Annotated in this window: 29 protein-coding genes; 15 read left to right on the top strand and 14 right to left on the bottom strand. The window is 73.0% G+C overall.

Going from position 1 to position 25,712, the window contains the following annotated elements; all coding sequences use genetic code 11:
• Positions 1–43: 43 nt before the first annotated feature.
• The 4 genes from mnmA to O7620_RS17465 form a co-directional block, all read right to left on the bottom strand.
• Positions 44–1,117 (bottom strand): tRNA 2-thiouridine(34) synthase MnmA, encoded by a 1,074-nt coding sequence (gene mnmA, locus O7620_RS17450; protein WP_151491442.1) that lies wholly within the window; start codon positions 1,115–1,117, stop codon positions 44–46.
• 450 nt (positions 1,118–1,567) lie between these two features.
• A complete protein-coding gene (locus O7620_RS17455) occupies positions 1,568–2,743 on the bottom strand; it encodes a cysteine desulfurase family protein (RefSeq protein WP_278123829.1) in 1,176 nt (391 codons plus the stop codon).
• A gap of 104 nt (positions 2,744–2,847) precedes the next feature.
• Positions 2,848–3,501, bottom strand: a complete 654-nt coding sequence (locus tag O7620_RS17460) for a class F sortase (RefSeq protein ID WP_278123830.1) — start codon at positions 3,499–3,501, stop codon at positions 2,848–2,850.
• Positions 3,498–4,328: a DUF4397 domain-containing protein gene (locus O7620_RS17465; protein ID WP_278123831.1), complete on the bottom strand. Its 831-nt coding sequence runs from the start codon at positions 4,326–4,328 to the stop codon at positions 3,498–3,500. Before O7620_RS17465 ends, O7620_RS17460 begins: the two co-directional genes overlap by 4 nt.
• Positions 4,329–4,558: 230 nt before the next feature.
• On the opposite strand from O7620_RS17465, the gene O7620_RS17470 reads away from it, so the two are divergent.
• On the top strand, positions 4,559–5,161 hold the full coding sequence (locus tag O7620_RS17470) for a sigma-70 family RNA polymerase sigma factor (RefSeq protein ID WP_278123833.1): 603 nt from the start codon (positions 4,559–4,561) through the stop codon (positions 5,159–5,161).
• Positions 5,115–5,930, top strand: a complete 816-nt coding sequence (locus O7620_RS17475) for an anti-sigma factor (RefSeq protein WP_278123834.1) — start codon at positions 5,115–5,117, stop codon at positions 5,928–5,930. Before O7620_RS17470 ends, O7620_RS17475 begins: the two co-directional genes overlap by 47 nt.
• A 96-nt stretch (positions 5,931–6,026) precedes the next feature.
• Here O7620_RS17475 and O7620_RS17480 read toward each other — a convergent pair whose 3' ends face one another.
• From O7620_RS17480 to O7620_RS17495, 4 genes are all read right to left on the bottom strand, one after another.
• A complete protein-coding gene (locus O7620_RS17480) occupies positions 6,027–6,986 on the bottom strand; it encodes an electron transfer flavoprotein subunit alpha/FixB family protein (protein ID WP_151490808.1) in 960 nt (319 codons plus the stop codon).
• A gap of 14 nt (positions 6,987–7,000) precedes the next feature.
• The gene (locus tag O7620_RS17485) at positions 7,001–7,780 is read right to left on the bottom strand and encodes an electron transfer flavoprotein subunit beta/FixA family protein (RefSeq protein ID WP_278123835.1); all 780 of its coding nucleotides are present in this window, start codon (positions 7,778–7,780) and stop codon (positions 7,001–7,003) included.
• A gap of 187 nt (positions 7,781–7,967) precedes the next feature.
• Entirely contained in the window at positions 7,968–8,381 is a 414-nt protein-coding gene (locus tag O7620_RS17490) for a hypothetical protein (RefSeq protein WP_151490806.1), read from the bottom strand.
• Positions 8,378–9,175, bottom strand: a complete 798-nt coding sequence (locus O7620_RS17495) for a GNAT family N-acetyltransferase (RefSeq protein WP_151490805.1) — start codon at positions 9,173–9,175, stop codon at positions 8,378–8,380. The genes O7620_RS17490 and O7620_RS17495 overlap by 4 nt, the downstream gene beginning before the upstream one ends.
• Before the next feature lie 41 nt (positions 9,176–9,216).
• On the opposite strand from O7620_RS17495, the gene O7620_RS17500 reads away from it, so the two are divergent.
• Genes O7620_RS17500 through O7620_RS17510 form a run of 3 tightly spaced genes read left to right on the top strand, consistent with a single transcriptional unit; the run spans position 9,217 to position 10,349 of the window.
• Positions 9,217–9,609, top strand: coding sequence for a DUF202 domain-containing protein (locus O7620_RS17500; protein WP_278123838.1), 393 nt, complete (start codon positions 9,217–9,219; stop codon positions 9,607–9,609).
• On the top strand, positions 9,606–9,911 hold the full coding sequence (locus O7620_RS17505) for a DUF202 domain-containing protein (protein WP_151490803.1): 306 nt from the start codon (positions 9,606–9,608) through the stop codon (positions 9,909–9,911). Before O7620_RS17500 ends, O7620_RS17505 begins: the two co-directional genes overlap by 4 nt.
• Before the next feature lie 27 nt (positions 9,912–9,938).
• On the top strand, positions 9,939–10,349 hold the full coding sequence (locus O7620_RS17510) for a PLD nuclease N-terminal domain-containing protein (protein WP_278123839.1): 411 nt from the start codon (positions 9,939–9,941) through the stop codon (positions 10,347–10,349).
• A gap of 49 nt (positions 10,350–10,398) precedes the next feature.
• Here O7620_RS17510 and O7620_RS17515 read toward each other — a convergent pair whose 3' ends face one another.
• On the bottom strand, positions 10,399–12,021 hold the full coding sequence (locus tag O7620_RS17515) for an acetolactate synthase (protein ID WP_151490801.1): 1,623 nt from the start codon (positions 12,019–12,021) through the stop codon (positions 10,399–10,401).
• A gap of 82 nt (positions 12,022–12,103) precedes the next feature.
• Positions 12,104–12,877, bottom strand: a complete 774-nt coding sequence (locus O7620_RS17520; protein ID WP_151490800.1) for an enoyl-CoA hydratase-related protein — start codon at positions 12,875–12,877, stop codon at positions 12,104–12,106.
• 98 nt (positions 12,878–12,975) lie between these two features.
• Between O7620_RS17520 and O7620_RS17525 the strand changes: the two genes are divergently transcribed.
• The 3 genes from O7620_RS17525 (at position 12,976) to O7620_RS17535 (ending at position 14,584) form a co-directional block, all read left to right on the top strand.
• Positions 12,976–13,455 carry a DUF6232 family protein gene (locus O7620_RS17525; RefSeq protein WP_278123840.1) on the top strand — a complete coding sequence of 160 codons (480 nt, stop codon included), beginning with the start codon at positions 12,976–12,978 and terminating at the stop codon, positions 13,453–13,455.
• A gap of 278 nt (positions 13,456–13,733) precedes the next feature.
• Positions 13,734–14,216 (top strand): DUF6232 family protein, encoded by a 483-nt coding sequence (locus O7620_RS17530; RefSeq protein WP_278123842.1) that lies wholly within the window; start codon positions 13,734–13,736, stop codon positions 14,214–14,216.
• Positions 14,213–14,584, top strand: coding sequence for a hypothetical protein (locus tag O7620_RS17535; RefSeq protein WP_278123843.1), 372 nt, complete (start codon positions 14,213–14,215; stop codon positions 14,582–14,584). Before O7620_RS17530 ends, O7620_RS17535 begins: the two co-directional genes overlap by 4 nt.
• 3 nt (positions 14,585–14,587) lie before the next feature.
• Here O7620_RS17535 and O7620_RS17540 read toward each other — a convergent pair whose 3' ends face one another.
• Entirely contained in the window at positions 14,588–16,105 is a 1,518-nt protein-coding gene (locus O7620_RS17540; protein ID WP_278123844.1) for an alpha/beta fold hydrolase, read from the bottom strand.
• A 90-nt stretch (positions 16,106–16,195) separates the two neighbouring features.
• On the opposite strand from O7620_RS17540, the gene O7620_RS17545 reads away from it, so the two are divergent.
• On the top strand, positions 16,196–16,777 hold the full coding sequence (locus tag O7620_RS17545; protein ID WP_278123845.1) for a hypothetical protein: 582 nt from the start codon (positions 16,196–16,198) through the stop codon (positions 16,775–16,777).
• 180 nt (positions 16,778–16,957) lie between these two features.
• On the opposite strand, the gene O7620_RS17550 is transcribed toward O7620_RS17545, so the two are convergent.
• Together O7620_RS17550 and O7620_RS17555 are read right to left on the bottom strand one after the other, a co-directional pair.
• A complete protein-coding gene (locus O7620_RS17550; RefSeq protein WP_278123846.1) occupies positions 16,958–17,854 on the bottom strand; it encodes a ribokinase in 897 nt (298 codons plus the stop codon).
• A 19-nt stretch (positions 17,855–17,873) separates the two neighbouring features.
• The gene (locus O7620_RS17555; RefSeq protein WP_151490791.1) at positions 17,874–18,716 is read right to left on the bottom strand and encodes an ABC transporter ATP-binding protein; all 843 of its coding nucleotides are present in this window, start codon (positions 18,714–18,716) and stop codon (positions 17,874–17,876) included.
• A gap of 131 nt (positions 18,717–18,847) precedes the next feature.
• Between O7620_RS17555 and O7620_RS17560 the strand changes: the two genes are divergently transcribed.
• Both O7620_RS17560 and O7620_RS17565 read left to right on the top strand, forming a co-directional pair.
• Entirely contained in the window at positions 18,848–19,855 is a 1,008-nt protein-coding gene (locus tag O7620_RS17560; protein ID WP_278123848.1) for an ATP-binding cassette domain-containing protein, read from the top strand.
• Entirely contained in the window at positions 19,852–20,868 is a 1,017-nt protein-coding gene (locus O7620_RS17565) for an ABC transporter permease subunit (RefSeq protein ID WP_278123850.1), read from the top strand. Before O7620_RS17560 ends, O7620_RS17565 begins: the two co-directional genes overlap by 4 nt.
• 124 nt (positions 20,869–20,992) lie before the next feature.
• On the opposite strand, the gene O7620_RS17570 is transcribed toward O7620_RS17565, so the two are convergent.
• Positions 20,993–22,168 (bottom strand): ROK family transcriptional regulator, encoded by a 1,176-nt coding sequence (locus tag O7620_RS17570; RefSeq protein WP_278123851.1) that lies wholly within the window; start codon positions 22,166–22,168, stop codon positions 20,993–20,995.
• A gap of 168 nt (positions 22,169–22,336) precedes the next feature.
• Between O7620_RS17570 and O7620_RS17575 the strand changes: the two genes are divergently transcribed.
• The 4 genes from O7620_RS17575 to O7620_RS17590 all read left to right on the top strand — a co-directional run bounded on the left by O7620_RS17575 (position 22,337) and on the right by O7620_RS17590 (position 25,522).
• Positions 22,337–23,791 (top strand): glycoside hydrolase family 3 N-terminal domain-containing protein, encoded by a 1,455-nt coding sequence (locus O7620_RS17575; RefSeq protein WP_278123852.1) that lies wholly within the window; start codon positions 22,337–22,339, stop codon positions 23,789–23,791.
• A 114-nt stretch (positions 23,792–23,905) separates the two neighbouring features.
• A complete protein-coding gene (locus tag O7620_RS17580) occupies positions 23,906–24,370 on the top strand; it encodes a hypothetical protein (protein WP_278123853.1) in 465 nt (154 codons plus the stop codon).
• A complete protein-coding gene (locus O7620_RS17585) occupies positions 24,367–24,861 on the top strand; it encodes a DCC1-like thiol-disulfide oxidoreductase family protein (RefSeq protein ID WP_151489043.1) in 495 nt (164 codons plus the stop codon). Before O7620_RS17580 ends, O7620_RS17585 begins: the two co-directional genes overlap by 4 nt.
• On the top strand, positions 24,824–25,522 hold the full coding sequence (locus O7620_RS17590) for a TetR family transcriptional regulator (RefSeq protein WP_278123855.1): 699 nt from the start codon (positions 24,824–24,826) through the stop codon (positions 25,520–25,522). Before O7620_RS17585 ends, O7620_RS17590 begins: the two co-directional genes overlap by 38 nt.
• Positions 25,523–25,712 lie beyond the last annotated feature (190 nt).

Here is a 25,712-nt window from a genome sequence, read left to right on the forward strand (position 1 = left end):
AGGCTATCCCGGTGTACGCCCGGACCGTGCGGCGACCGTGCGTTCAGCCGGTAATGGTGGCGGAGCCGAGGACCACGTCGCCGGCCGGGTCCGGCCGGTACGCCACGATGGCCTGACCGGCGGCGACACCGCGTACCGGCCGGCGCAGCTCGGCGTGCAGGCGGTCACCGTCGAGGGCGACGGTCGCGGGCACCACGTCGCCGTGCGCGCGCAACTGCACCTGGCACTCCACCGGAGCGTCCGGGCGGGCGCCGCCGGTCCAGACCGGACGAACGGCCCGGACGTCGGACACCTCGAGGGCCTCCGCGGGGCCGACGGTCACCGTGTTGGTCTTCGGCGTGATGGAGAGGACGTAGCGTGGCCGCCCGTCCGGGGCCGGCCGGTCCAGGTGCAGCCCACGACGCTGACCCACCGTGTACGCGTACGCGCCGGTGTGGCTGCCCACCACCGCGCCGGTGGTCGCGTCGACCACGTCGCCGGGCGCCTCACCGAGCCGGCCGGCGAGGAAACCGCGGGTGTCGCCGTCGGCGATGAAGCAGATGTCGTGCGAGTCCGGCTTGTCGGCCACCGCCAGGCCACGCTCGGCGGCCTCCGCGCGGACCTGCGCCTTGGTCGAGTCACCGAGCGGGAACATCGACCGGTCGAGCTGGTCGCGGGTGAGCACGGCCAGCACGTACGACTGGTCCTTCGCCACGTCGACACTGCGACGCAGCAGCCCGTCCGGGCCGAGCCGGGCGTGGTGACCGGTGACGACCGCGTCGAAGCCCAGGGCCACGGCCCGGTCCAGCACCGCGGCGAACTTGATCTTCTCGTTGCAGCGCAGGCAGGGATTGGGCGTACGACCCGCGGCGTACTCGGCGACGAAGTCGTCCACGACATCCTCGTGGAACCGGTCGGCCATGTCCCAGACGTAGAACGGGATGCCGATCACGTCGGCCGCCCGCCGGGCGTCGCGGGAGTCCTCCAGGGTGCAGCAGCCGCGCGCCCCGGTGCGGTACGTCTGCGGGTTGCGCGCCAGCGCCAGGTGCACACCGGTCACGTCGTGCCCGGCCGCCACCGCCCGCGCCGCCGCCACGGCCGAGTCAACCCCGCCCGACATCGCCGCCAGAACCCTCACCAGCCCACTCCCTTCCCATCCCCCCAACCAACCCTATCCACCCACCCCACCCCAACCCCAACCCCGCACCACCCGTCCCCGTCCCCGTCCCCGTCCCCGTCCCCGTCCCACCCTTCTCCCGCACCTCCCCTCCCCACCCCTCCCCGTCGATCATGGAGTTGTGGTGGGTGACAAAAGTCGCCGATCGCCGCATCCCGGGCACCACAACTCCATGATCGACCCTCGGTCCCGGGGGCACTGTCCGGCCCACGCGCGTCCCGCCGCGATCTTGCAGTTCGGTCGTTCATTCGCGCTGTCTGCGGCATATGTCGGCACGGAAAGTGCAAGATCGCGGGGCAGAGTGCGGAGTTTTGGCCTGGCGTGCGCTGGGCTGGGCTGGGCTGGGCTGGGCTGGGCTGGGCTGGGCAGCGCTGGGCTGGGCTGGGCTGGGCTGGGCTGGGCAGGGCTGGGCTAGCGGGGGGTTCGGGGGGACGCGGCTCGGCGGGCTCGTTCCACCGCTGCGGGAAGGGCCGCGATGAGGGCGTCGACGTCGGCCTGGGTGCTGGTGTGGCCGAGGGTGAAGCGCAGCGAGGAGCGGGCGCGGTCGTCGTCGGCGCCCATCGCCAGCAGCACGTGCGAGGGCTGGGCGACGCCGGCGGAGCAGGCCGAACCTGTCGAGCAGGCGATGCCCTGGGCGTCGAGCAGCAGCAGCAGGGCGTCACCCTCGCAGCCCGGGAAGGAGAAGTGCGCGTTGCCGGGCAGCCGGTCGACCGGGTCGCCGTTGTAGATCACCTCGGGCACCGCCCGCCGGACCCGTTCGATCAGGTCGTCGCGGAGCGCGGCGACCCGGGCGGCGTACTCCTGCTGGCCCTTGACCGCGGCCTCCACGGCGACGGCGAAGGCGACGATGCCGGCGGTGTCCAGCGTGCCGGAGCGGACGTCGCGTTCCTGCCCGCCGCCGTGCAGCAGCGGGGTGGCCGCCACGTCCCGGGCGAGCAGGAGGGCGCCCGCACCGGTCGGGCCGCCCAGCTTGTGCCCGGTGACGGTGAGCGCGGCGACGCCGCTTGCGGCGAAGTCGACCGGCACCTGACCGACCGCCTGGATGGCGTCGGTGTGGAACGGCACGCCGTGTTCGGCGGCGACGGCGGCCAGCTCGGCGATCGGCTGGACGGTGCCCACCTCGTTGTTCGCCCACATGGCGGTGACCACGGCCACCCGTTCGCCGTACGCGGCCAGCTCGGCGCGCAGCGCCTCCGGGTCGAGTCGGCCGGCGTCGCTGACGGGCAGCAGACCGACCTCGGCGCGCTCGTGCTCGGCGAGCCAGTCGACCGCGTCGAGTACGGCGTGGTGTTCGACGGCGCTGGAGACCACCCGGCGGCGGTCGGTGCCGGCGTCGCGGCGGGCCCAGTAGATGCCCTTGACCGCGAGGTTGTCGCTCTCCGTGCCACCACCAGTGAAGATCACCTCGGACGGGCGGGCACCGAGGACGGCAGCCACCTGCTCACGCGACTCCTCCACGCGGCGGCGGGCACGACGACCTGCCGCGTGCAGGGAGGACGCGTTGCCGACCTCGCGGGCGGTGGCGACGTACGCCTCCAGTGCCTCGTCGAGCATCGGAGTCGTCGCCGCGTGATCCAGGTAAGCCATCACCGTCCAGCCTACGGCCGACAGGTCGGGGCCCGGAGGGCGGAGGGGACTCCGCGCCGGCCGGGGCGCGGCTTCCCACCCCGGCACGGCGCGGGCGGACCCGCTCAGGCGGGCACCGCGGTGACGACGATGTTGTCGCGGTACTTGCGGGCCTTCGCGTCGAACGGGCCGCCGCAGGTGATCAGGGTCAACCGTGGCTTGCCGTCGCGGGCGAAGTACCGGTCCAGCGGAATCTTGGTCTTGGCGTACTCCTCCCGGGCGACGACCCGGTAGCGGCGAGCCTTGCCGTCGCTGCCGATCGCGGTGAGGGTGTCACCCTGGCCCAGCTCACGCAGCCGGAAGAACGCACCCTTGCCCTGCTTGGCGCTGTCCACGTGGCCGGCGATGACCACCGAGCCGGCGGCCGTCTCCAGGCCGGGGCCGTACCGGTACCAGCCGATCTGGTTGACGCCCGGCGGCACCTCGAACTCGTTGGTGCGCTCTTTGACGCCGACCGCGTTGACCGTGGCGGTGACGTTGATCTCGGGGATCACCAGCCGTACCGGCGGGATGGTCTCCGCGTCGGCGGGCAGCTCACCGGCGGTCACCGGGACCGACGGGGCGCTGGCGGCGGCCGGTGGGGTGCTGGCCAGCGTGCTCGCCTCCTCGGCGCCCACACTCTCCGTCGGCTGGGAGCCGCACGCCACCAGGGCGGCGACGGTGAGCGCGGCGACGCCGGCGGCCATGGCCGCCAGCGCGCCGCGGTTGCGCACCGTCACTGGCGACCGGTCCGTGCGGTCGCCATCCGCACCCCGCCGCCGAGCAGCAGGAGTACGCCGGCGCCGGTGAGCACGTACCACCAGGTGTTCACGCCCGTGCCGGCCTGACCACCGTCGCCGCTGGGCACGCCGCCCGGGGCGGAGTGCAGCCCGGTGATGCTCTGCGCGACCACGTCGAGGGTCTTGCCCTCGGCGGAGCCGATCGCGTAGACGATCGTGGCGGTGCCCTCCTTGAGGTTCAGGTCGGCCGGGCCGATGGCCACGGTGTCGGTGCCGGCCAGCACCACGTCCGCCTTCACGGTGCCCGCGTCGACGTCGCCCTTGGCCTCGTTCGGGTTGGTGAGGCCCTTAAAGACCGGGGTGCCACCGGCGCGGACGTCCACCTCGGGGGCGGCGGCGGTGTGCCGGACGATCAGCCGGGCCTTGCCGGCGTCGACCTTGGAGACGTCGTTGACGAACGGCGTGATCTTCGGCTTGCCGGCGGCGTCGAGGTGCGCGGCGATGCTGATGTTCGCCCCGCCCGGTACGGCCGCGTTGTCGACCTTGAGGATCGCGCTGCCGATCGGCTCGCCGGGCTTGGTGAGCGCGATGTCGTAGTCGCCCTCCTCCAGGTTCAGCGGGCCGGCCACGTCGCCGGGCTTGAAGTTGTCCAGCGTCTTCTTGCCGTTGACGTAGACGTCGACCGGGGTGTCCGGGATGCCGTGCACGACGGAGACCTTCGACGTGGCGGCGTACGCGGGGGTGGCGGTGAACGCGGCGACGCCGGCGAAGGCCAGCGCGGCGACCGCGCCGCCTGCGGCGACCCGACGGAAGTACGAGAGCTGCATGTCTGCCTCCTGGTGATTGGTGCTGATTCGTCAGGCCTGGCGTGCAGAACGGGTTACGCCGGCTCTCCGGCGGGTGGATGCGCACCGGACGCGTTTTTCTTTTTCGGCCGCATCCGCATCCGGGTCGGGTGCGGGCGACGAAGAGCTGGTGAGATGACATCGACCGGGAAAGTGGGGCGGAGACTGTGGCAGCTACAGTCGGGCATGCCCCATCGAAGGCGAGCCGCCCGATGACGGCGCCACGACAGGAACCGGACCCCCCGGTGGACGACCTCGCTCCGCGGTTCTGCGCCGGTGACGAGGCAGCGCTGCGCGAGGCGTACGACCGGTACGGCCGCGCCGTCCTGCACCTGGCCACGTCGATGCTGGCCAACCGCAGCGACGCCGAGGACGTGACCCAGGCGACGTTCGTCGCCGCCTGGCTGGGCCGCGACACGTTCGACCCGGCCAAGGGGTCGCTGATCGGTTGGTTGCTCGGCATCGGCCGGCGCAAGGTGATCGACCGGATGCGCGCCTCGGCCCGGGAGACCCGGGTGGTGGAGACGGTCCGGCAGCTGGCCGAGCCGGCGCCGACCGGTCCGGACCCGGACCGGGTGGTGGATCGGTTGGTGATCGCCGACGAGCTGGCCCGCCTGCCGGACGACCAGCGACGCATGCTGGAGCTGGCCTTCTACGACGACCTGACACACCAGCAGATAGCCACGGTGACCGGGGTGCCGCTGGGCACCGTGAAGAGTCACATCCGGCGCGGCATGGCGAGCTTGAAACGCAGATGGGAGGTGGACGGTGCAGCACCTGGACCACGACCGGCTGGTCTTTCTGGCGCTCGGTGAGAGCGAGGCGGACAACGGGGAGAGCACCCACCTCGACAACTGCGCGCACTGTCGGGTGGAGCTGCAGGCGTTGCGGCAGGTGGCCGGCCTCGGCGTGGAGACGCAGGGTCTGGCCGACCTGCCCGACCCGCCGGAGCACATCTGGCAGGGCATCGTGGCCGAGGTCCGGGCGGCCGAGGCCGTGCCGTCGCTGACCGAGGCCCGCCGGCAGCAGGCCACCGAGCCGGTGACGATCGTGCAGCGGTCGAACGGCTCTGCGGCCAAGCCGCACACGCCGGGTGCTTCCGGCGCGGAGTCGGGCGGCAGGTCACGGGCGCGGCGGCGCGGCGGTTGGTCGCGTTGGGCGGCCAGCACGGTGGCCGCCGTGGCGGCGGCGATCGGCGTGCTGGGTACGGTCTCGGTGCTGCGCCCGGACGATCCGGAGCCCGCTCCGACGCCCGCGGTGCTGGCGAGTGCGCCGCTCGCGGCCTTCGGCTCGACGCCAAAGGCGGCCCAGGGCGACGCACGGATTCTGCAGAACGGCCAACTACATCTGCATGTGGCGAATCTCCCGCGCGTGCCGGGGTACTACGAGGTCTGGCTCATCAACCCGACGACGATGCAGATGTTCTCGGTCGGCACCCTCGGTGGCGACGCGGACGCTCTGCTGCCCCTGCCCCCGAATGTCGACCTCAAGAGCTACTCGGTGGTCGACGTTTCCGCCGAGCAGTACGACAACAAGCCCGCGCATTCCGGTGACAGCCTGCTGAGGGGCACCCTGACGGGCTGATCGGCGGGCCGGCTCAGCTCCCCGGCCCGCCGATCAGCTCCCCACGAGAAAGTGGCCGCCCGGCAACGGGCGGCCACTTTTCTCTGTGTCAGACGCTCACTTGCGCTTGCGGATCTCCTCGGCGGCCTGCGGGACGATCTTGAACAGGTCGCCCACCACGCCGAAGTCGGCCAGCTCGAAGATCGGCGCCTCGCCGTCCTTGTTGACCGCGACGATGGTCTTCGAGGTCTGCATGCCGGCCCGGTGCTGGATGGCACCGGAGATGCCGAGCGCGACATACAGCTGCGGGGAGACCGTCTTGCCGGTCTGACCCACCTGGAACTGGTGCGGGTAGAAGCCGGAGTCGACCGCCGCGCGGGACGCGCCGACGGCGCCGCCGAGCAGGTCGGCCAGTTCCTCGACCAGCTTGAAGTTGTCGGCGTTGCCGACGCCACGGCCGCCGGAGACGACCACGCCGGCCTCGGTCAGCTCGGGCCGGGAGCCCTTCTGCTCGGCGACCCGCTCGACGACTGTGGCCAGCTTGTCGGTGTCGGTGACCGAGACGGTGAGCTGCTCGATCGCCGGGGTGGCGGCGGCCGGGGCCGGGGTGACCGAGTTGGGTCGCACGGTGACCAACGGCAGGCCCTTGGTGACCTTGGACTTGACGATGGTGGAGCCGGCGAACGCGACCTGGGTGGCGGTGCCGTCGGCGGCCAGGCCGACCACGTCGGTCAGGATGCCGTTGTCCAGCTTGACGGCCAACCGGGCGGCGATCTCCTTGCCCTCCTGGGCCGACGCCAGCAGGACGGCGGCCGGCTGCACCCGCTTGACCAGCTCGGCCAGCACGGTCGCCTTGGGGGCCACCAGGTAGCCGTCGATGTCGTCACCCTCGGCGGCGTAGATCTTCTCCGCGCCGTACTCGCCCAGCTTGGCGCTCAGCGCCTCCGCGGCGCCGGTGCCGCCGAGCACCACCGCGCTCGGGGTGCCCAGCTCGCGGGCGAGGGTGAGCATCTCCAGGGTGACCTTCTTGACGCCGAATTCCTTGGTGGCTTCGACGACGACGAGAACCTCAGACATGTCCAGACCCGCTCTCACACGAACTTTTCGGTGGCGAGGAACTCGACCAGCTTGACGCCGCCCTCGCCCTCATCGGTGATCTTGGCGCCGCCGGAGCGCGGCGGACGCTTGCTGTGCTCGACCACGGCGCTGGTCGCGCCGTCGAAGCCCACCTCGGTCGGTGCGACGCCGAGGTCGGCCAGCGAGAACGTCTGCACCGGCTTCTTCTTGGCGGCCATGATGCCCTTGAACGAGGGGTACCGCGGCTCGTTGATGGTGTCCCAGACGGAGACCACGGCCGGGGTGGAGGCGGTGACGACCTCGTAGCCCTCCTCGGTCTGCCGCTCGACGGTCAGCGTCGCGCCGTCGACGGTGAGCTTGCGGGCACCGGTGAGCGCCGCGACACCGAGCCGCTCGGCGATCATGTGCGGCATGACCTGGACGCGGCCGTCGGTGGACTCGGCGCCGCAGATCACCAGGTCGGCGTTCAGCTGACCGAGCGCGGCGGCGAGCACCTTCGAGGTGGCCACGGCGCAGGACCCGTGCAGGGCGTCGTCCAGCACGTGCACGGCCTTGTCCGGGCCCATGGAGAGCGCCTTGCGGATCGACTCGGTCGCCCGGTCCGGACCCATGGTCAGGATGGTGACCTCGCCGCCGTGCGCCTCCTTGATCCTCAGCGCCTCCTCGATGGCGTACTCGTCCATCTCGTTGATCACGTTGTTCGCCGAACCGCGGTCGACGGTGTTGTCGTCATTGCGCAGGTTGCGGTCCGCGCCCGAATCAGGCACCTGCTTGACGAGTACGACGATATTCATCGCGCTTCGACGACCCTCCTGTGTGGTGATGCGATTCGCTCGCCCGGTCTGGGGCGCAGCCTCGCGCGTCGGTCGACGCCCGGTCAACCGCGGGCTGTTGTGCAGTTGCCCACGGCGCAATGTTACCTGCCAGTAGGTTGCGGCTCCCGGGCACACAGAGTGACACAGGTCACCGGCAGTGCCGCGGTCAGGCCGGTTCGGCCAGCGCACCCCGGATCCGGTCGATGACCGCCGCCTCCGCCGGCGCCACCCCGTTGTGCGCCCGGGCCGCACGGTCCGCCGCCGTCAACACCACCGACCGGTACGTCTCGACGTCCGTCGGCGCCTTTTCCCGCAGGATCCGCACCGCGCCGGTGAGCGCCGGCAGCACCACCGACTCGATCTCCAGCTCGGAATCGCGGGGCAACCAGGGCAGCGGGCCGGTGGTCAGCGCCTCCTTGACCACGCCGCTGGCGTCGGCCAACGCCCCGGAGGCGGCGAAGCTCTCCCGGAACACCCCCAGCATCCCGGGGTCGGCGTTGGAGACCAGGAGGACGGCACCGAAGGCACCGGTCTTGAGGGTCAACCGCTCCTCATCCGTCAACCGCTGCTCCATGATCACGGAGTGTAGACGTACGGCGTGGTGGTGGTGACCGGGATGAGGCCGAGCCGTTCCAGGATGGGCCGGCTGTCCTCGGAGCAGTCGACCTGCAACAGCGTCCGACCCCGCTGCTCGGCCAGCCGCGCCCGGTAGGTGACCAGCGCCCGGTAGATGCCCCGGTGCCGCCACTGCGGCAGGGTCGAGCCGCCCCACAGGGTGGCGAAACCGGTGTTCGCCGGGAACCGCACCCAGCCCGCACTCACCACCGTGTCGTTCGCCTCGGCCACCACGACGGTGATCGAGTGCGGGTCGGCGTCGATCTCCTTGGCCAGCCCCCACACGAGGTGCGAGCGGTCCTCCTGCCAGACCTCCTCCTCCATGGCGGCGATCCGCTCCAGGTCCTCCCGGGAGGTCACCTCACGCAGGCGTACCCCCTCGGGGGCGACCGGCAGCGCGGCGGCCAGCGGCGCGACCGGCCCGACCACGACGGTCTCCCGGTCCTCCGGCACGAAGCCGGCGGCGCGCAGGCGGTCCGCCAGGTCCGCCGGCTCGTCGTGCCCGTTGAGCTTCCACTCGACCGACTGGCCGCGCTCGCGGAACAGCTCCACCTGCCGGGCGATCAGCTCGTCCAGCGCCGCGCCGGTCAGCCCGCCCAGGTCGCGGTACGTGAGGAACCCTCCCGCGTCGAGCCCGATGATCCGGACCAGCGGCCCGTCCCGCTCCACCGTCACCCCGGCCGGAACCGGGTCGGGGATCTCCGGGCGGAGCTGGTTGTCGTAGGCGTTGCGCAGCGTCAGCACATCAAGATCGGTCACCGGCCCAGGCTAAGCCGGGACGGAAGCGAATAATCGACAGCGTGTGGGAGGCGATCAAGCGATGGTTCGACCCGGCGGAGGCGCGCGCGGTCGGCGAGACACCGGACTACCGGTTCTCGCTGGCCAACGAGCGGACCTTCCTGGCCTGGCTGCGCACCGCCCTGGCGCTGGTCGGCGGCGGGCTGGCCGCCGCGCAGTTCCTGCCGCCCCTGCCGATGGGCCACCTGCGCGAGGTGATCGCGATCGCGCTGCTGCTGCTCGGCGGCCTCGTCGCCGTCCGCGCCGTGGACCACTGGGCACGTACCGAACGGGCCATCCGGCTCGGCGCGGAGCTACCCGCGTCCCGGTTCCCCGCCGTCCTGGCCCTCACCGTCGGCGCCGGCGCGCTGCTGCTGGTGGTCGCCGTGCTGGTCCGGGCGGTCGGCGCAGGGTGAGTGCCGGACGCGATCCCGGGTTGCAGCCGGAGCGGACCCGGCTGGCGTGGCGGCGCACCCTGCTGGCGTTGACCGTGGTGACCGTGCTCGCCGTCCGGCTCGGGTCGACCGGCGGCCCCGTCGGCACGCTGGCCTCCGGCGTCGCCGTGCTGCTCTGGGGCGCCGCGCTGGTGCTGTGCTGGTCGCGGGGCACCGGCACCGGGCCGGCGCGCACCGGTGGCCGCACACTGCCCCTGGTCGCGTTCGGCACCGTCGGGCTCGCGCTGCTCGGTGCGCTGCTGGTGATGAGCGGACTGTGGTGACGGGACGCGGTGCGCCATGATGGGTGGATGGCCCGGCTGTACGTACTCCTCTTCCTGGCGCAGATCGTCCTCGCCGTCTGCGCGCTAATCAGTTGCCTCTCCGCCGAGGAGGGTCAGATCCGCGCCCTGCCCCGGATCGCCTGGGTGCTGATCATCCTGTTCTTCCCGCTGGTCGGGTCGATCGCCTGGTTCGTCGCCGGCCGGGAGCCCAGCTCCGGTGCCCGCAAGCCCTGGCCGACGGGCGGGGCCGCCGACCGGCGGCCGCGCCCGCTCGCGCCCGACGACGACCCCGAGTTCCTCCGCTCGGTGCAGGAACGCTCCCAGCAAGAGGACCAGGAGCTGTTCCGCCGCTGGGAGGAGGACCTGCGCCGCCGCGAGGACGACCTTCGCCACCGCGACGGTGACCCGCCGCGCGAGGGTGACCGGCCGGAGGTCTGACACGAGCCCCCGCCGCCCGTTGCGGGGCGACGGCGGCTGCGGGCGCGCCTCAGGCCAGGTTCGACGAGCGGGGGTACGCGTCGGTCGGGTCGGTGAGCACGTTGACCAGGTACGGCACGCCGGCGTCGAACGCCCGCTGCAACGCCGGGCCCAGGTCGGCGGCCTTCGCGACCGTCTCGCCCGCGCCGCCCAGCGCGCTGACCACCGTGTCGTAGCGCAACTCCGGTTGCAGGTCGGCGGCCACGTCGTAGCCGTACATGGCCTTCATCGGGTGCTTCTCCAGGCCCCAGATGCCGTTGTTGCCGACCACGATCACCACGGGCAGCTTCTGGCGGACCAGCGACTCGACGTCCATCAGCGAGAAGCCGGCGGCGCCGTCGCCCATCAGCACACAGATCTGCCGGTCCGGGTGGCTGACCCGGGCGCCCATCGCGTAGCCCATGCCGGTGCCCAGGCAGCCGTACGGGCCCGGGTCCAGCCAGGTGCCGGGCTGCGCCGGCTCCAGGTAGCGGCCGGCGTACGAGACGAAGTCGCCGCCGTCGCCGATCGTGATGGCGTCGGGGGCGAGCACCCGGCGCAGCTCGCCGTAGATCCGGGCCGGCCGGATCGGGTCGGTCTCGGCGGCCATCTCCTGCGCGTCGCGCGCCTTGGCCGCGTCCTCGGCGGCGCGCAGGTCGGCGATCCAGTCGCTGTGGTCGGCCCGGTCACCGGCGTGATCGGCCAGCGCGGAGAGGATCAGGCGCAGGTCGCCGGCGGGTGCGGCGGCCGGCTGCACGTGCCCGGCGCGCTGGCTGGGCGCGTCGACGATGTGCACCACCTTGGCGTCGCCGAAGTCACCGAAGCTGAGCCGGAAGTCCAGCGGGGTGCCGACGACCACGACCACGTCGGCGCCGGAGAGCGCCGCCCGGCGGGCCTTGGCGAAGGAGAGCGGGTGCTCCGGCGGGAGCGAGCCGCGCCCCATCCCGTTGGTGAACACCGGCACCTGCAACGCCTCGGCCGCCTCCCGCAGGGCGGCGACCGCGTCGCCGGCGTACACGTCGGAGCCGGCGATGATGACCGGGCGCTGCGCGGCGGCGATCAGCAGCGCGGCGCGGCCGACCTCCTCCGGGTCGGGCACGACCGGGTCGATGCCCTCCACGGTGGGCAGTTCGGCCTCGGCGACCGAGAAGACCGTCTCCAGCGGGAAGTCGAGGAACGCCGGCCCGCGGTGCGGGGTGAGCGCGGCGGTGAGCGCGGCACCCACCGCGCGCGGGATGTCGTCGGTGCTGAACACCGTCTCGGCGTGCTTGGTGACCGGTGCGACCAGCGGCAGGTGGTCCATCTCCTGGAGGCTGCCCGACCCCCAGCGGAACGCGGGCGCCCGGCCGCCCAGCACCAGCACCGGTGAGGCGTTGAAGGAGGCGCTGGTCATGCCGGAGATGCCGTTGGTGACGCCCGGCCCGGCGGTGAGCACGGCGAGGCCGGGGCGGCGCTGCAGCTTGGCGACCGCCTCGGCGGCGAAGACCGCGGACTGCTCGTGCCGGACGTCGTAGATCGGGAAGTCGGTCTTGTGCGCGGCGTCGTAGAGCGGGAAGACGTGCCCGCCGGACAGCGTGAACATCTCCCGTACGCCGTGCGCGCGGAGCGCCGCCAGCGCCAACTCTCCGCCGTGGCCCTCGATCCGCTCCGTCATTCGCTGCTCCCCTTCGTCCCGCATGACCGAGGCCCCACGCTACTGGCCGGTAGGAACAATGTGAACCGTTCTCGGCTAATAGTCAGCGGCCGGTGAAGTCCGGCTTGCGCTTCTCCACGAAGGCCGCCATGCCCTCGCGCCGGTCGTCGGTGGCGAACAGCGCCGCGAAGAGCTGACTCTCCCAGGCCAGGCCCGAGTTCAGGTCCATGTCCAGGCCGCCGTCGACCGCGAGCTTCGCGGCGCGCAGCGCCTGCACCGGCCCGTTCAGGTACGGCGTGATGAGCGCGACCGCCGCGTCGTACACCTCGGCGGCCGGGACGACCCGGTCGGCCAGGCCGATGCGCAGCGCCTCCTGGGCGTCCACCATCCGCCCCGACATGATCAGATCCTTGGCGCGGGCCGGGCCGACCAGCCGGGCCAGCCGTTGGGTGCCGCCCGCACCGGGGATGATGCCCAGCTTGATCTCCGGCTGCCCGAGCTTGGCGTCCTCGGCCACGACCCGCCAGTCGCAGGCCAGCGCCAGCTCGCAGCCGCCACCGAGGGCGTAGCCGGTGATCGCGGCGACCACCGGCTTGGGGATCCGGGCGATCGCGCCGAGCGCGCTGGACAGGTTCGCGGCCCGGTCGGCCATGTCCACGTAGGACATCTCGGCCATCTGCTTGATGTCCGCGCCGGCGGCGAAGACCTTCTCCCCGCCGTACACGATGACGGCGCGGACCTCGGGGTCGGCGGTGGCCGCCGTCGCGGCGGCGCGCAACTCCTCCTGCACCTGGGTGTTGAGCGCGTTCATCGGCGGCCGCTCCAGCCGGATGGTGCCGATGCCGTCCCTGGTCTCCAGCCGAACGAACTCGCCCACGCTGCCCTCACTTCCTCGTCGAAGTCGCGTGCCAACCTTACGACCCGGCTCGTTTGGGTAAGTAGTGTGGTGTCAGCCCCGCGGGCGGGAGTCCAGCCATGATCACGTATTACGACGACAGGTCGGTGCAGGTCACCTCCACCGCCGTCCGGGTGGACGGCCGGGCCTATCCGCTGGCCGAGATCACCCTGGTGTGGCACCGCCGAGGCACGCGTTCCTGGCGGGTGCTCGTGGGGCGGGGCGCGATCGGCGCCGCACTGGCCGGCCCGCTGATCGCGGCCGTGCTCGGCATCGGCGTGGCCGTCTGGCTGCACCGATCGCCCACGGTGACGATCGCCATCGTCGGCGCGTCGGTGCTCGTCGGGCTCGCCATCGGGCCGGTCGCCGACTTCCTCTTCGAACACCTGGACCGCTCGTACGCCCGGGGCAGCCGGCAGCTGGAGATCTGGGCCCGCTGGCGTGGCCAGCCGGTGCAGCTGCTGCGCACCGGCGACGCGCTGCGTTTCGGTCAGATCTACCGGGCGGTGCAGCGCGCCATGGAGCACAGCCAACCGGCCCGCCCCGTCACCCGCCGTTAGCCCTCCCGGCGCGGGCTCGGCCGACGTGGACCCGGCCGACGTGGACCCGGCCGACGTGGACCCGGCCGGCGTGAGCCCGGCCGGCAGGGGGTCGGCCATGCTCTCCGCAGAGCCCATGGAGTTGCTGTCGTCAATGCATCGGGGAATGAGGCCCTCGATGTCGCAAGCCCGTGATGTCGTTGACGACATCAACTCCCAAGGACGGCCACACCACCCGCACCCCCCAAGGGGGCTCGCCGGGCCGGGGCCGGTTTGCCTGGTGGTGGTTAGGCTTAGTGATGACCCTCTATTACCGGGACGACGCGGTGCAGGTGACCTCCGAGTCGATTCGTTCGGGTGGTCACGTGGTCGCCCTCTCCGACGTGACGTACGTCTGGCACGCGCGAGGTCCGAAGACGCTCGCGGTGCGCGGCCGGGTGCTCGGTCGCGGTGTTCTGGTGCTGCTGCTCTCGCTGCCGCCGCTGGTCGCGCTGGTCTGCGTCGTCTCGCTGGTCTGGTCGGCGCAGGATCGGGGCAACTGGAAGGTGACGCTGATCGTCCTCGCCGCGTTCGCGGTGGGCGCGTTGGCGTTGATCCCGTTCCTGGAGATCCCGCTCGGCTGGCTCGATCGCTCCTACGAGCGCGGCAGCCACGTGCACGAGCTGTGGGTGCAGCACCACGGCCGGGAGGATCTGCTGGTGCGCACACCGGACGCGCTACGGTTCGGGCAGATCTACCGGGCCGTGCAGCGCGCCGTCGAACAGCAGGGAGACCATCGATGACCACCCGCCGCGGCGAGGCCGTCGCCCTCGCCGGCCTGCTCGCCGCGGCCGGCGTCACCCATCTGGTACGCCCCGGCGTCTACGACCCGATCGTGCCGCGCGCTCTGCCCGGCCCGGCCCGCTTCTGGACGTACGCCAGTGGAGTCGCCGAGTTGGCCGTGGCGGCGGCGGTGGCGCATCCGGCCACCCGCGCTACCGGTGGTCGGGCGGCTGCCGCCCTGTTCGTCGCCGTGCTGCCGGCGAACGTGAAGATGGCGGTGGACTGGCGGCACCGCCGCCCGACGAAGCGGGCCATCGCCTACGGTCGGGTGCCGATGCAGGTACCGCTGATCTGGTGGGCGTTGCGGGTCGCCCGCGCCGGCCGTTAGGGGTCAGCTCAACGGCAGGGTGGTGGCGATCGGCCAGCCCACCAGCACGGCGCCGGGCACGGCCAGCAACCAGCGCGGGGCCGCGTACCGGCGCAGCACGGCCGCCCAGACGACGTGCCAGCCGAGCAGAAACGCGAACAGCGGGACCACCAACAGCACGAACCCGGGTGCGAGGCCGACCAGCGCCGACGCGGTCAGCACCAGCACGGTGACCGCGACGACCAGCAGGTGCCGACCGGTCCGGCCGGCGGCGACCGACTCCACGCCCAGCAGGAACACCAGGCAGGCGGCCAGCACCAGCGGGAGCAGCCACCAGCGGGCACCCACCGGCAGTGCCGAGGTCAGGCCCAGGTGGATCGGCAGCGCGACGGCGAGGACCGCGTACCCGGTCAGTGCCACCGCCGCGACGATCGTCCGGGCCGGGGCTGGCGGTGACGTCTCGCCGACGGCCGGGACCGGCGGTGACGTCGCGCCGGGCAGCCAACGGTGGCCGGCGAGCACCAGCACGCCGGTGACCAGCAGGAAGCCGGTGACATAGCCGCCGACGGCGAGCGGGAGGCGGGTCGTCGGCAGCACCGCGGCGACGGCCGCGCCGAGGCCGGCCGCCACGACCGCCAGCCCGAGCAGCGCCAGACCACCGATCGGCACCCGGTCGGTCGACCGGCCGCCGTTGGAACGTCGGGTCAGGAGCAGGGCCGCCAGCGGGACCACGCCGGCGCCGAACGCGAGCAGCAGCAGCGCCGCCCCGGCGAGCCGGACCAGCGGTCGGGGCGCGGCGTCACCGTCGACGCTGGGCAGCCAGTCGGCGATCTCCTCGTGAGTACGCGGGGCGAACAGCACCGAGATGTGCTCCACGCCCGGCACCACCACGGCCGGCCGCCGGCCCACCGCCGCACCCCGTCCGACGGCGTCGTCGGCCGCGTGCCGGAACCCCGGGAACTCCGCGCCACCGACGATGAGCAGCAGCTCCGCCGGTCGACCCGGGGGCAGCTCGCCGGCGTCGGGCAGCGAGATCGCCACGGTCCGGGCGATCTCGGAATGCCCGGCCGCGTACCGGGTCACGGCGCCGGCACCCATCGAGTGCCCGACCAGCATGATCTGGGCCGGATCCACGTCCGGGAGCGAGCGCAGGTAGCCGACGGCGTGGTCGAGGTCGGCGGCGAGCGTGTCGTTCGAGGTGTCGCCGGCGAGCCGGGCCGGGTTGGCGCCGTGCCCGGCGAAGTCGAACAGCAGGGCGACCGCTCCACGACGGGCGACGGTGTCGGCGATCGGTCGCATCAGTCGGGCCGAGCCGGCGAAGCCGTGCGCGATCACGACGCCGGGACGCCGCACGTCGGACATCGGCGGGTCGGCACGTACCTCGGTCATCGGCACGCCGCCGACGGTCACCTGCCGGGCGGTGAGGCCGGCGTCCGCCCGGCCCAGCACCTGCGCGCCGAGTGCGGCGGCGACCGCCGCGACGACGGCGAGAAGCACGGCGGTACGGGTGCTCGGCGGTTGGTGCGGCGAGGGGGCCGACATGCCGGCACCCTACCGTCGGGCGGGCCGGCCGAGGCCCCACCGGCCGCGGCGGACGAGCGGTTGTGGTGCGGGCGACGCACACTGGATCCCATGGCGATCCCCCTCCCCACACCGGCCGCGATGGTCGGTCTGACCCGATCCGCTCTCGATCAGGCCCTCGGCTCGGCCGCCTCGTTCGCCGCCGTGCCCGCCCGCGCGTTCGCGGTGCTGGACGGGGTGGAGGCGCTGCTCGCCCGGATCAACGGTGTGGTGGACCGGATCGAGACGACCCTGGACCGGACCAACCAGGTGGTCGCGAAGGCCGATGCGGTGGCCGACCGGGCCGCCGTCACCGTGGGGACCGCGGCGGAGGCGGCCGGCACGGCGGCCGAGCTGCTGGCGGCGTACGAGCCGGCGCTGCGGCGGGCCGCACCGATGGCCGAACGGTTCGTCGAGCAGCTCAGCCACGAGGAGATAACCGCCGCGATCCACCTGGTCGACGAGCTGCCCAAGCTCAAGGAGCACCTGACGGCGGACATCCTGCCGATCCTGGCCACCCTCGACCGGGTCGGGCCCGACCTGCACGATCTGCTCGACGTCACCCGCGACCTCAAGCTGGCCGTGGCCGGCATCCCGGGGCTGGGCATGCTGCGCCGGCGCGGCGAGAAGCTGGTCGACGACCCGGCCCTCTGAGCGCTCGCCCGCCAGCGAGGCCCTGCCCACCGCCGGGTCAGCAGTCGCAGGTGATCGTCGAGCGGGGCGCGGTCAGCTACCGCCACCACTTCGGTCGGGTCATGCTGACCTCGCCGTCGGCGTACCGTCGGGCCTTTCGCACCGCGACGGCGACCGGCCAGCCGGCCTGACGCGGGTGGGTCAGCCCCGCGCGTACAGCTCGTCGATCTCGGCCCGCTGCGGCAGCGCCACCGAGGCGCCGAGTCTGCGTACGCAGGCCGCGCCGGCGGCGGACGCCCAGCGCACCGCGTCGACGATGTCGCGCCCCTCACCCCAGCCGACGGCCAGCGCGGCGGTGAACGCGTCACCCGCCGCCGTGGAGTCGACCACGTCCACCTGGAACGCGGGCACGTGCGCCTCGGTGCCGTCCCGGTCGACGTACCAGGCGCCGGCACCGCCGTGGGTGAGCACGGCGCGGGGCACCAGGTCGAGCAGCGCCCGGGGCTCCTCCCGACCTCGGCCGGTGAGGGCCTGCGCCTCGCCCTCGTTGACGACCAGCAGGTCCACCGACGCGAGCAGCTCCGGCGGAAGGTCCCTCGCCGGGGCGGCGTTCAGGATGACCCGCGTGCCGGCGGCGCGGGCGGCCACCGCGGCGGCGGCCACGGTCTGCACCGGGATCTCCAACTGGGCGACCAGGACGTCGGCCCCGCGTACCGTAGCCAGCTCTTCGTCGGTGAGGCCGACCAGCGCGTCGTTCGCGCCGGGGGTGACCACGATGGCGTTCTCGCCCTGAGCGTTGACCATGACCAGGGCGACCCCGGAGGTGCCGTAGACCACCCGCAGCTGGTCGGTGTCCACGCCGGCGGCGGTGATCCGGGCCTTGAGCGTGACGCCGAACGCGTCGGAGCCGATCGCGCCGAGGAACGCGCAGGAGGCACCGGCCCGGGCGGCCGCGACGGCCTGGTTGGCGCCCTTGCCGCCGGGCACCATCACGAAGTCGGTGCCGAGCATGGTCTCGCCGAGCCGCGGCAGCGAGGGCGCCATCGCGACCAGGTCCATGTTGGCGCTGCCCACCACGGCCACGCGGGTCTGGGACACGGTCACCCTCCCTGGTCGCTCAGGCGGCGCGCGCGGTGTAGCGGCCGCCCGACCGCTCGACCACCAGCGGCAGGCCGAAGGTCTTGGAGAGGTTGTCGCCGGTCAGCGTCTCGGCGAGCAGACCCTGGGCGACCACCGCGCCCTCGCGCAGCAGCAGTGCGTGGGTGAACCCGGGCGGGATCTCCTCCACGTGGTGGGTGACCAGCACCATGGCGGGCGCGTCCGGGTCGTACGCCAGCTCGGCCAGCCGGGCCACCAGGTCCTCGCGGCCGCCCAGGTCGAGACCGGCGGTCGGCTCGTCGAGCAGCAACAGCTCCGGGTCGGTCATCAGGGCACGGGCGATCTGCACCCGCTTGCGTTCGCCCTCGGAGAGGGTGCCGTAGCGGCGTTCGGCGAGGCCGCCGACGCCGAGTTGACTGAGCAGGGCCCGTGCCCGCGCCTCGTCGCCGCGGTCGTAGCTCTCCCGCCAGCGGCCGACCACCGACCAGGCGGCCGTCACCACGACGTCGCTGACCTGCTCATCGGCGGGCACCCGCTCGGCGAGCGCGGCGGTGGAGAGCCCGATGCGGGTGCGCAGCTCGTTGACGTCGGTGCGGCCGATCCGCTCACCGAGCACGTGGGCGACACCGGTGGTGGGGTGCAGCCGCCCGGAGGCGAGGTTGAGCAGCGTCGTCTTGCCGGCCCCGTTGGGCCCGAGCACGACCCAGCGCTCGTCCAGCTCGACCCGCCACGTCAGGTCCTGCAGCAGCGCGGTGCCGGACCGGCGTACGCCGACGCCGTCGAGGCTGACCACCAGATCCGGGTCCACGGACGTGGCGGAGGAGGTGGCGTCGGCAGCGCCGGGGATCAGGTCACCAGTCACCACTCCATCCAACCACGCAACGCCGGGGCGCCCCCCACGGGCGGCGCCCCGGCCATAGGGTGGGGCACCGTGTCGTTGATCACCACACTCGGAGGACGGCCCATGCTCGATCGGGGTACGGAGCCGCGCGGATGAGCGCGGTCATCGAGATCGAAGGTCTGCGCAAGACCTTCCACAGCGTGCGCAAGGGCAGACGGGTGGCGGTCGACGGGTTCGACCTGGTGGTCGAGGCGGGTCAGATCCACGGCTTCCTGGGGCCGAACGGCTCGGGCAAGACCACCACCCTGCGCGCCCTGCTCGGGCTGGTGCGAGCCGACGGCGGGCGGATGACCGTGCTGGGTGAGCCCTCGCCGGAGTTGCTGCCCCGGGTGGCCGGCCAGGTGGGTGCCATCGTGGAGAGCCCGCAGTTCTTCGGCAACTTCAGCGGCCACCGCACGTTGCGACTGCTGGCCCGCGCCGGCGGGGTGCCGGTGTCGCGGGTGGACGAGGCGCTGGAGCTGGTGGGCCTGCGCGACCGGGGTGACGAGCGGGTGAAGGCGTACTCGCTGGGCATGAAGCAACGCCTGGCGGTGGCGTCGGCGTTGTTGAAGGATCCGCGGCTGCTGATCCTGGACGAGCCGGCGAACGGGCTGGACCCGGCCGGCATCCGGGAGATGCGGGACCTGATGCGGTCGCTGGCGGCGTCCGGGGTGACCGTGCTGGTGTCCAGCCACATCCTGGGCGAGATCCAGCTGATCTGCGACCACGTCACGATCATCTCGCGGGGGCGGCGGGTGGCGGCCGGCCGGGTGGACGAGGTGCTGGCCGGCTACGACCGGCACGAGTTCCTGGTCCGGGTGGCCGAGCCGGAACGCGCCGTCGAGCTGTTGCAGGCGGCCGAGCTGACGGCGATGGTGGACTCGGGTGCGCTGGTGGTGGGTGGGGTGACCGATTCGACGGTCATCAGCCACGTGCTCGGCGAGCAGGGGCTGTGGGTGGGCGAGCTGACGCCGCTGCGGCCGGATCTGGAGAGCGTCTTCCTGGAGCTGACGGGTGCCGGTGAGCATCCGTCGGTGCCGCGCCAGGTCGACCAGGCGGGGCCGCCGTCCGGCGCGGAGGGCGAGCCGATCGATCTCGACGTACGGGGGGTGGACGCGTGAACCTGGTCCGTGCCGAGGTGGAGCGGCTGTCCGCCCGCCGTTTCGTGCAGCTCATGGTCGTTCTGCTGGTGCTGGCGTTCGGTGTCACGGCGGCGACCACGCTGGCCGGCTCCCACAAGCCGAGCGCCGAGGAACTCTCCGTGGCGCGGGCGAAGGCCAACGAGGCGCGGCAGGGCATGGAGGTCGCCTTCCAGGAATGCCTGGCCCGGCAGAACGAGACGCCCCCGCGGGGGGACACGGAGGGCTACTACCCCAGGGACTGCTCGGAGATCGACCCGATCCGGGGCGATCGGCTCCCGATCGCGGCCGACTTCCTGGTCGGCGTGTTCAGCTTCGCCGAGCAGGCCCGCCCGCTGCTGTACTTCCTGATCGCGTTCCTGGTGTTGTTCGGGTTCCTGATCGGCGCCTCCTACATCGGCGCGGACCTGAACTCGGGCGGCGTGGTGAACCTGCTGCTGTGGCGTCCACGACGGCTGACGGTGCTCGGCACCAAGCTGGCCACCCTGCTCGGCGCGGTGCTGGTGGTGTCGTTGCTGGCCTCGGTGTTCTACCTCGCGACGTTCTGGGTGATCGGGCAGACCGCCGGGTTGGCGGGGCGGTTCAGCGATGACTTCTGGTCTTCGCTGGCCGCGGTGCACGGCCGTGGTCTGGTGCTGGTGCTGTTGGCCACCGCCCTCGGCTTCGCCATCGCGACGCTGGGCCGGCACACCTCGGCGGCGCTCGGCGCGGTTGCCGCGTACGTGGTGGTGTGGGAGCTGGGTGGCCGGCTGGTGCTGGAGATCGTCGACGCCCGGCGGCCGGATCAGCTGATGCTCTCCAGTCACATCGGGGCGTGGCTGACCGGCGAGGCCCGGTTCTGGGATCCCCAGCTCTGCGCGAACAGCCGGCCGGGCGTCTACTGCGAGGGCTTCTACAGCCTGACCTGGGTGCCCGCGCTGCTGGTGCTGCTCATGATCACCGGTGGGCTGACGGCGGCGGCGTTCGCCGTGTTCCGTCGCCGGGACCTGATCTGAGTCGCGGTCGCCGGGCCGCCCACGAAGCGGGGCGGGCGGCCCGGCGGCCGGAACCAGCACGGCAACAGCTTGCAGCTCGACTGTCGGCGGTGAAATATTCCTTCACATGACCGCCCCTGCGGGCTCAGCCGACGGTGGAGCCGAACACCTCGTCACGGACGGCGTTCAGCGCGGTGCGCAGTGCGCCGTGCAGGATCGGCTCCTCGGTCAGCCCGGTGGGCACCACCCGTGGCCGCACCAGGGTGATCGCCGCGACCTCCCGCTGCACCCGGTCGGCGAGCGCCGCCCCGCCGGCCTGGCCGACCTCGCCCGCGAGCACCACCAGCGGCGGATCGAGCACCACGCAGGTGCTGGCCACGCCGAGCGCGAGCCGGCGGGCCAACTCGTCGAGCATCGGGGCACCGTCGGCGCCGGCGGCGACGGCGGCACGGACGGCCTCGGCGGCGTCGCCGTCCGGGTATCCGTGCTCGCGGGCCACCGCCCGGACCGAATCCCCACCGATCAGCTGCTGGAAGGCCGGCTTGGCGCGGCGGGAGACGTCGCGCGGGATGGGCGCGCCGGGCACCGGCAGGTAGCCGATCTCACCGGCCGCGCCACTGCTGCCGTGGTGCAGCCGCCCACCCAGCATGATCGCGAGACCGACGCCGGCACCCACCCAGACCAGTACGAAGTCCGACAGCCCCTGCGCGGCCCCGGACTGCGCCTCCGCCACGGCGGCCAGGTTGACGTCGTTCTCGAAGACCACCGGGGTGTGCAGGTCCTCGCGCAGCGCGGCGAGCAGGCCGCTGTGCCACCGCGGCAGGTTGAAGGCGAAGGTGATGTCGCCGGTGCCGGGGTCGACCAGGCCCGGCGTGCCGAGCACGATCCGCCGTACGCTGCTCAGCTGCGCCTGGGCGCTACTCGCCGCCTGCACCACCGCGTTGTGCACCACGCCCACCGGGTCGTCGGTGTCCCGGGTGGACTGCTCCACCCTGCCGATCACGGCACCGGTGATGTCGGCGCACGCGGCCACCACCCGGTCCGGGCCGACGTCCACCCCGACCACGTGCGCGCTGGCCGGGCGTACGGCGTAGAGCTGGGCGTTCGGCCCTCGCCCGCCGGCCTGTTCACCGACCCGGCTGACCAGACCGCGCTCCTCCAGCCGCTCGACCAGTTGGGAGGCGGTGACCTTGGACAGCCCGGTCAGCTCGCCGAGTCGGGCGCGGGTCAGCGGCCCCCGTTCCAGGAGCAGTTCCAGTGCCGCACGGTCGTTGAGCGCCCGCAACAGGCGGGGGGTACCGGGCAGCCGGGTCGCACTCATGCCACGTCCTCTAGTTTTAGTAAACTTTGCTAACTGTAAACCGACCTGCGAACGGGTAGCCGTAGCGTAACGGCCACCCGCAGGCGGAGCGCTCGGCCGACCCGGCAGGGCGTAGACCACCGCCGGTACGAGGTTCGAACCCGCCGGGCACCGAAGGAGGACGATCACGTGGGGCTGGATCCAGGACTACGTCGGCTCGCGCTGGGCACGCTGCTCGCCGCGTACCCGGGACCGGTCCCGCCGGACTGGGCGGTCGACCTGGTGGCCGACGGGCTGGCCGGGCACACCCTGTTCGGCACCAACGTGCACGATCCGGCCCAGGTGGCGGCGAGCACTGCCGCCCTGCGCGCCGGCCGGGAGGACGTGCTGATCGCCATCGACGAGGAGGGCGGGGACGTGACCCGGCTGGCGCACGCCACCGGCAGCCCGTACCCCGGCAACGCCGCCCTCGGCGCGATCGGCGACGTGGCGCTGACCCGCCGCGTCTACCAGGCGATCGGCGCCGAGTTGGCCGCGCTGGGCGTCACCGTGAACCTCGCCCCGACGGTGGACGTGAACACCGCCGACGACAACCCGGTGATCGGCACCCGCTCGTTCGGCGCGGACCCGGTGCGGGTGGCCGCCCACTCGGCCGCCGCCGTGACCGGCCTCCAGGCCGCCGGGGTCGCCGCGTGTGCCAAGCACTTCCCCGGCCACGGGGCCACCGTCACCGACTCCCACCACGAGCTGCCCACCGTGGACGTCCCGCTGGGCCTTCTGCGTCAGCGCGACCTGCCGCCGTTCGCCGCGATCGTCGCCGCCGGCGCGCGCGCCGTGATGACCGCGCACATCCGCGTGCCGGCGCTGACCGGCGACGGGCCGGCCACCTTCAGCCGGGCGGTCCTGGTGGATCTGCTCCGCACCGAGTACGGCTTCACCGGCGCCATCATCACCGACGCGCTGGAGATGAAGGGCGCGGCCGTGGCGGCCGGCGGGGTCGGGCCGGCCGCGGTCCGGGCCCTGGCCGCGGGCGCCGACCTGCTGTGCATCGGCGCGAAGGTCGACGCCGACCTGGTCGAGCGGGTGGCCGCCGAGATCGTCGAGGCGCTGGGCGACGGCCGGTTGGCGACCGCCCGGGTCGAGGAGGCGGCCGGCCGCGCCGCCGCACTCGCCGCCTGGACCCGGAGCGCCGGCACGACGCCGATCACCGCCGACACCGAGTTGGGGTACGCGGCGGCGCGCCGGGCGGTCCGGGTGGACGGGGTGCTCGCCGACCTGGACCAGCCGCTGGTGGTGCAACTGCACACCGAGTCCACCATCGCCGAGGGGCGGGTGCCGTGGGGTCTCGGTCCGCACCTGGACGGGATCCAGGAGATCCGGGTGGTCGCCACCGAGACCGATCGGGCGACGTTGCGCGGACTCGCCGGCGACCGGCCGATCGTGCTGGTCGGACGGCACCTGCACCGGCTGCCCGGCGGGCCGGAGCTGATCTCCGGCCTGGCCGCCGAGCATCCGGTGACCGTGGTGGAGATGGGCTGGCCGGCACAGTGGCGTCCGGACGGCGTCCGCGCGTTCGTCACCACGTACGGCGCGAGCCACGCCAACGGCCGGGCGGCGGCCGAGGCGCTGGGTCTCGCCGGCTGAGCCGTCCGTCACACGCACCCCACTCTTGAACATGTTCAAGAGCTGTCCTACGCTGACGCCATCGGTAGTTGAACGCGTTCAAGAAAGGCGTCCGCATGGGACATCAAGGTCTGGATGTACGTGATCTACCTCGCGGTCAGCGTCGGCCTGACCATCTGGGTGGCCCGGGCGCTGTCGCGCAACGGGCAGGTCTTCCTGGAGGAGGTGTTCGCCGACGAACGACTGGCCCGCGCGGTGAACAGCCTCCTGGTGGTCGGCTTCTACCTGCTCAACCTCGGCTACGTCACGGTGGCCATGAAGCACCCCGAACCGGTGCTCTCGACCAGCCAGGCGATGGAGGAACTGTCCCTCAAGATCGGCCTGGTGCTGCTGGTGCTCGGCGCGCTGCACTTCTTCAACGTCTTCGCGCTGGGCCGCTACCGCCGCAACCGGCTCCGCCAGTTCGCCACCCACCCGCCCGTCGCCCCGATCGGCCGGCTCCCCATGCAGCCTGCGCCGCACGGTCCCTATCCCGCCGCCCCGCCCCCGACCGGCCCGCAGCCGGGCACCGGGCCGACCGGTCCAGCACCGACCCGATGACCGTGCCACCGACCGACGGCGTCGGCCGGCTCCCGGATCCCACCGCTCACGGGGGCGGTGGGATCCGGGGGTTCACGGTCCTGTTCGACGCGAGCTGCCCGCTCTGTCGGGCCGCCCGCCGATGGCTGGCGTCGCGCGCCCAGCTCGTACCCCTGGAGTTCGTGCCGGCCGGGTCGGCCGAAGCGCGGCGGCGCTTCCCCGGCCTGGACCACGACGCGACGCTGCGCGACCTCACCGTCATCGCCGACACCGGCGAGGTGTACGCGGGCGACGGCGCCTGGTTCGCCTGCCTCTGGGCGCTGGCCGACCACCGCGCCGCGGCCGAGCGGTTGGCCCGCCCCCACCTGATGCCGCTCGCCCGGCAGGTGGTGGCGGCCGCCTCGGCGATCCGGGAACGCGTTCGCGACCCGTGGGCCGAGCCGACGGACGAACTGGCGGGATACGGTGGCCCCGATGACCGACCAACCTGCGCCGACGACCACTGCGGGTGACCCTGCCACCGCCCGAGGCGAGCAGACCCGGCAGCTGATCAGGGACACCGCGATGCGGCTGTTCCGCGAGCGCGGTTACGCCCAGACCACCATGCGGGCGATCGCGCAGGAGGCCGGCGTGGCGGTCGGCAACGCCTACTACTACTTCGGCTCCAAGGACCACCTGATCCAGGAGTTCTACGCCCAGTCCCAGGTCGAGCACCGGGCCGCCGCGCAACCCGTGCTCGACCGGGAGGAGGCGTTCGGCGCCCGGCTGGCCGGGGTGCTGCACGCGGGGATCGACGTGCTCACGCCGTCGCACGAGTTCGCGGCGACCTTCTTCAGGACGGCGGCGGAGCCGACCTCCCCGCTCAGCCCGTTCTCCGCGGAGTCGTCCGGCCCCCGGCAGGCCGCCATCGACCTCTTCGCCGAGGTGCTGACGGGCTCGACCGCCAAGGTCGACGCCGATCTGCGCCCGCAGTTGCCCGAGCTGCTCTGGCTCGCGTACATGGGGGTGATCCTGTACTGGGTGCACGACCGGTCGCCCGGGCAGACCAAGACCCGGCAGTTGATCGACGGCGCCGTTCCCCTGATCGACCGACTCGTGGCGCTGTCCCGGCTCCGGCTCCTGCGCCCGGTGACCCGGCAGGCCCTCGACCTGATCCGCACGCTACGTCACTGAACCGACCGGCATCCTCTGCCAGCTCAGCCGCAGGTCAAGTCCACTATTAGACACTCCGAACCGACAGCTCGTACCTTGCACCGCGCTTGCTCGATACGTAGCGTGATCGGCACGAACCGGCCCGCCCCGTGCGTGGACGGTCGCCCGAAACCGGGACCTGGGGGGAGGTTGCGGACCGTGGATCCGGCCC

The sequence above is a fragment of the Micromonospora sp. WMMD710 genome (genome assembly GCF_029626045.1).
In the GTDB taxonomy this organism is placed as follows: Bacteria; Actinomycetota; Actinomycetes; order Mycobacteriales; family Micromonosporaceae; genus Micromonospora.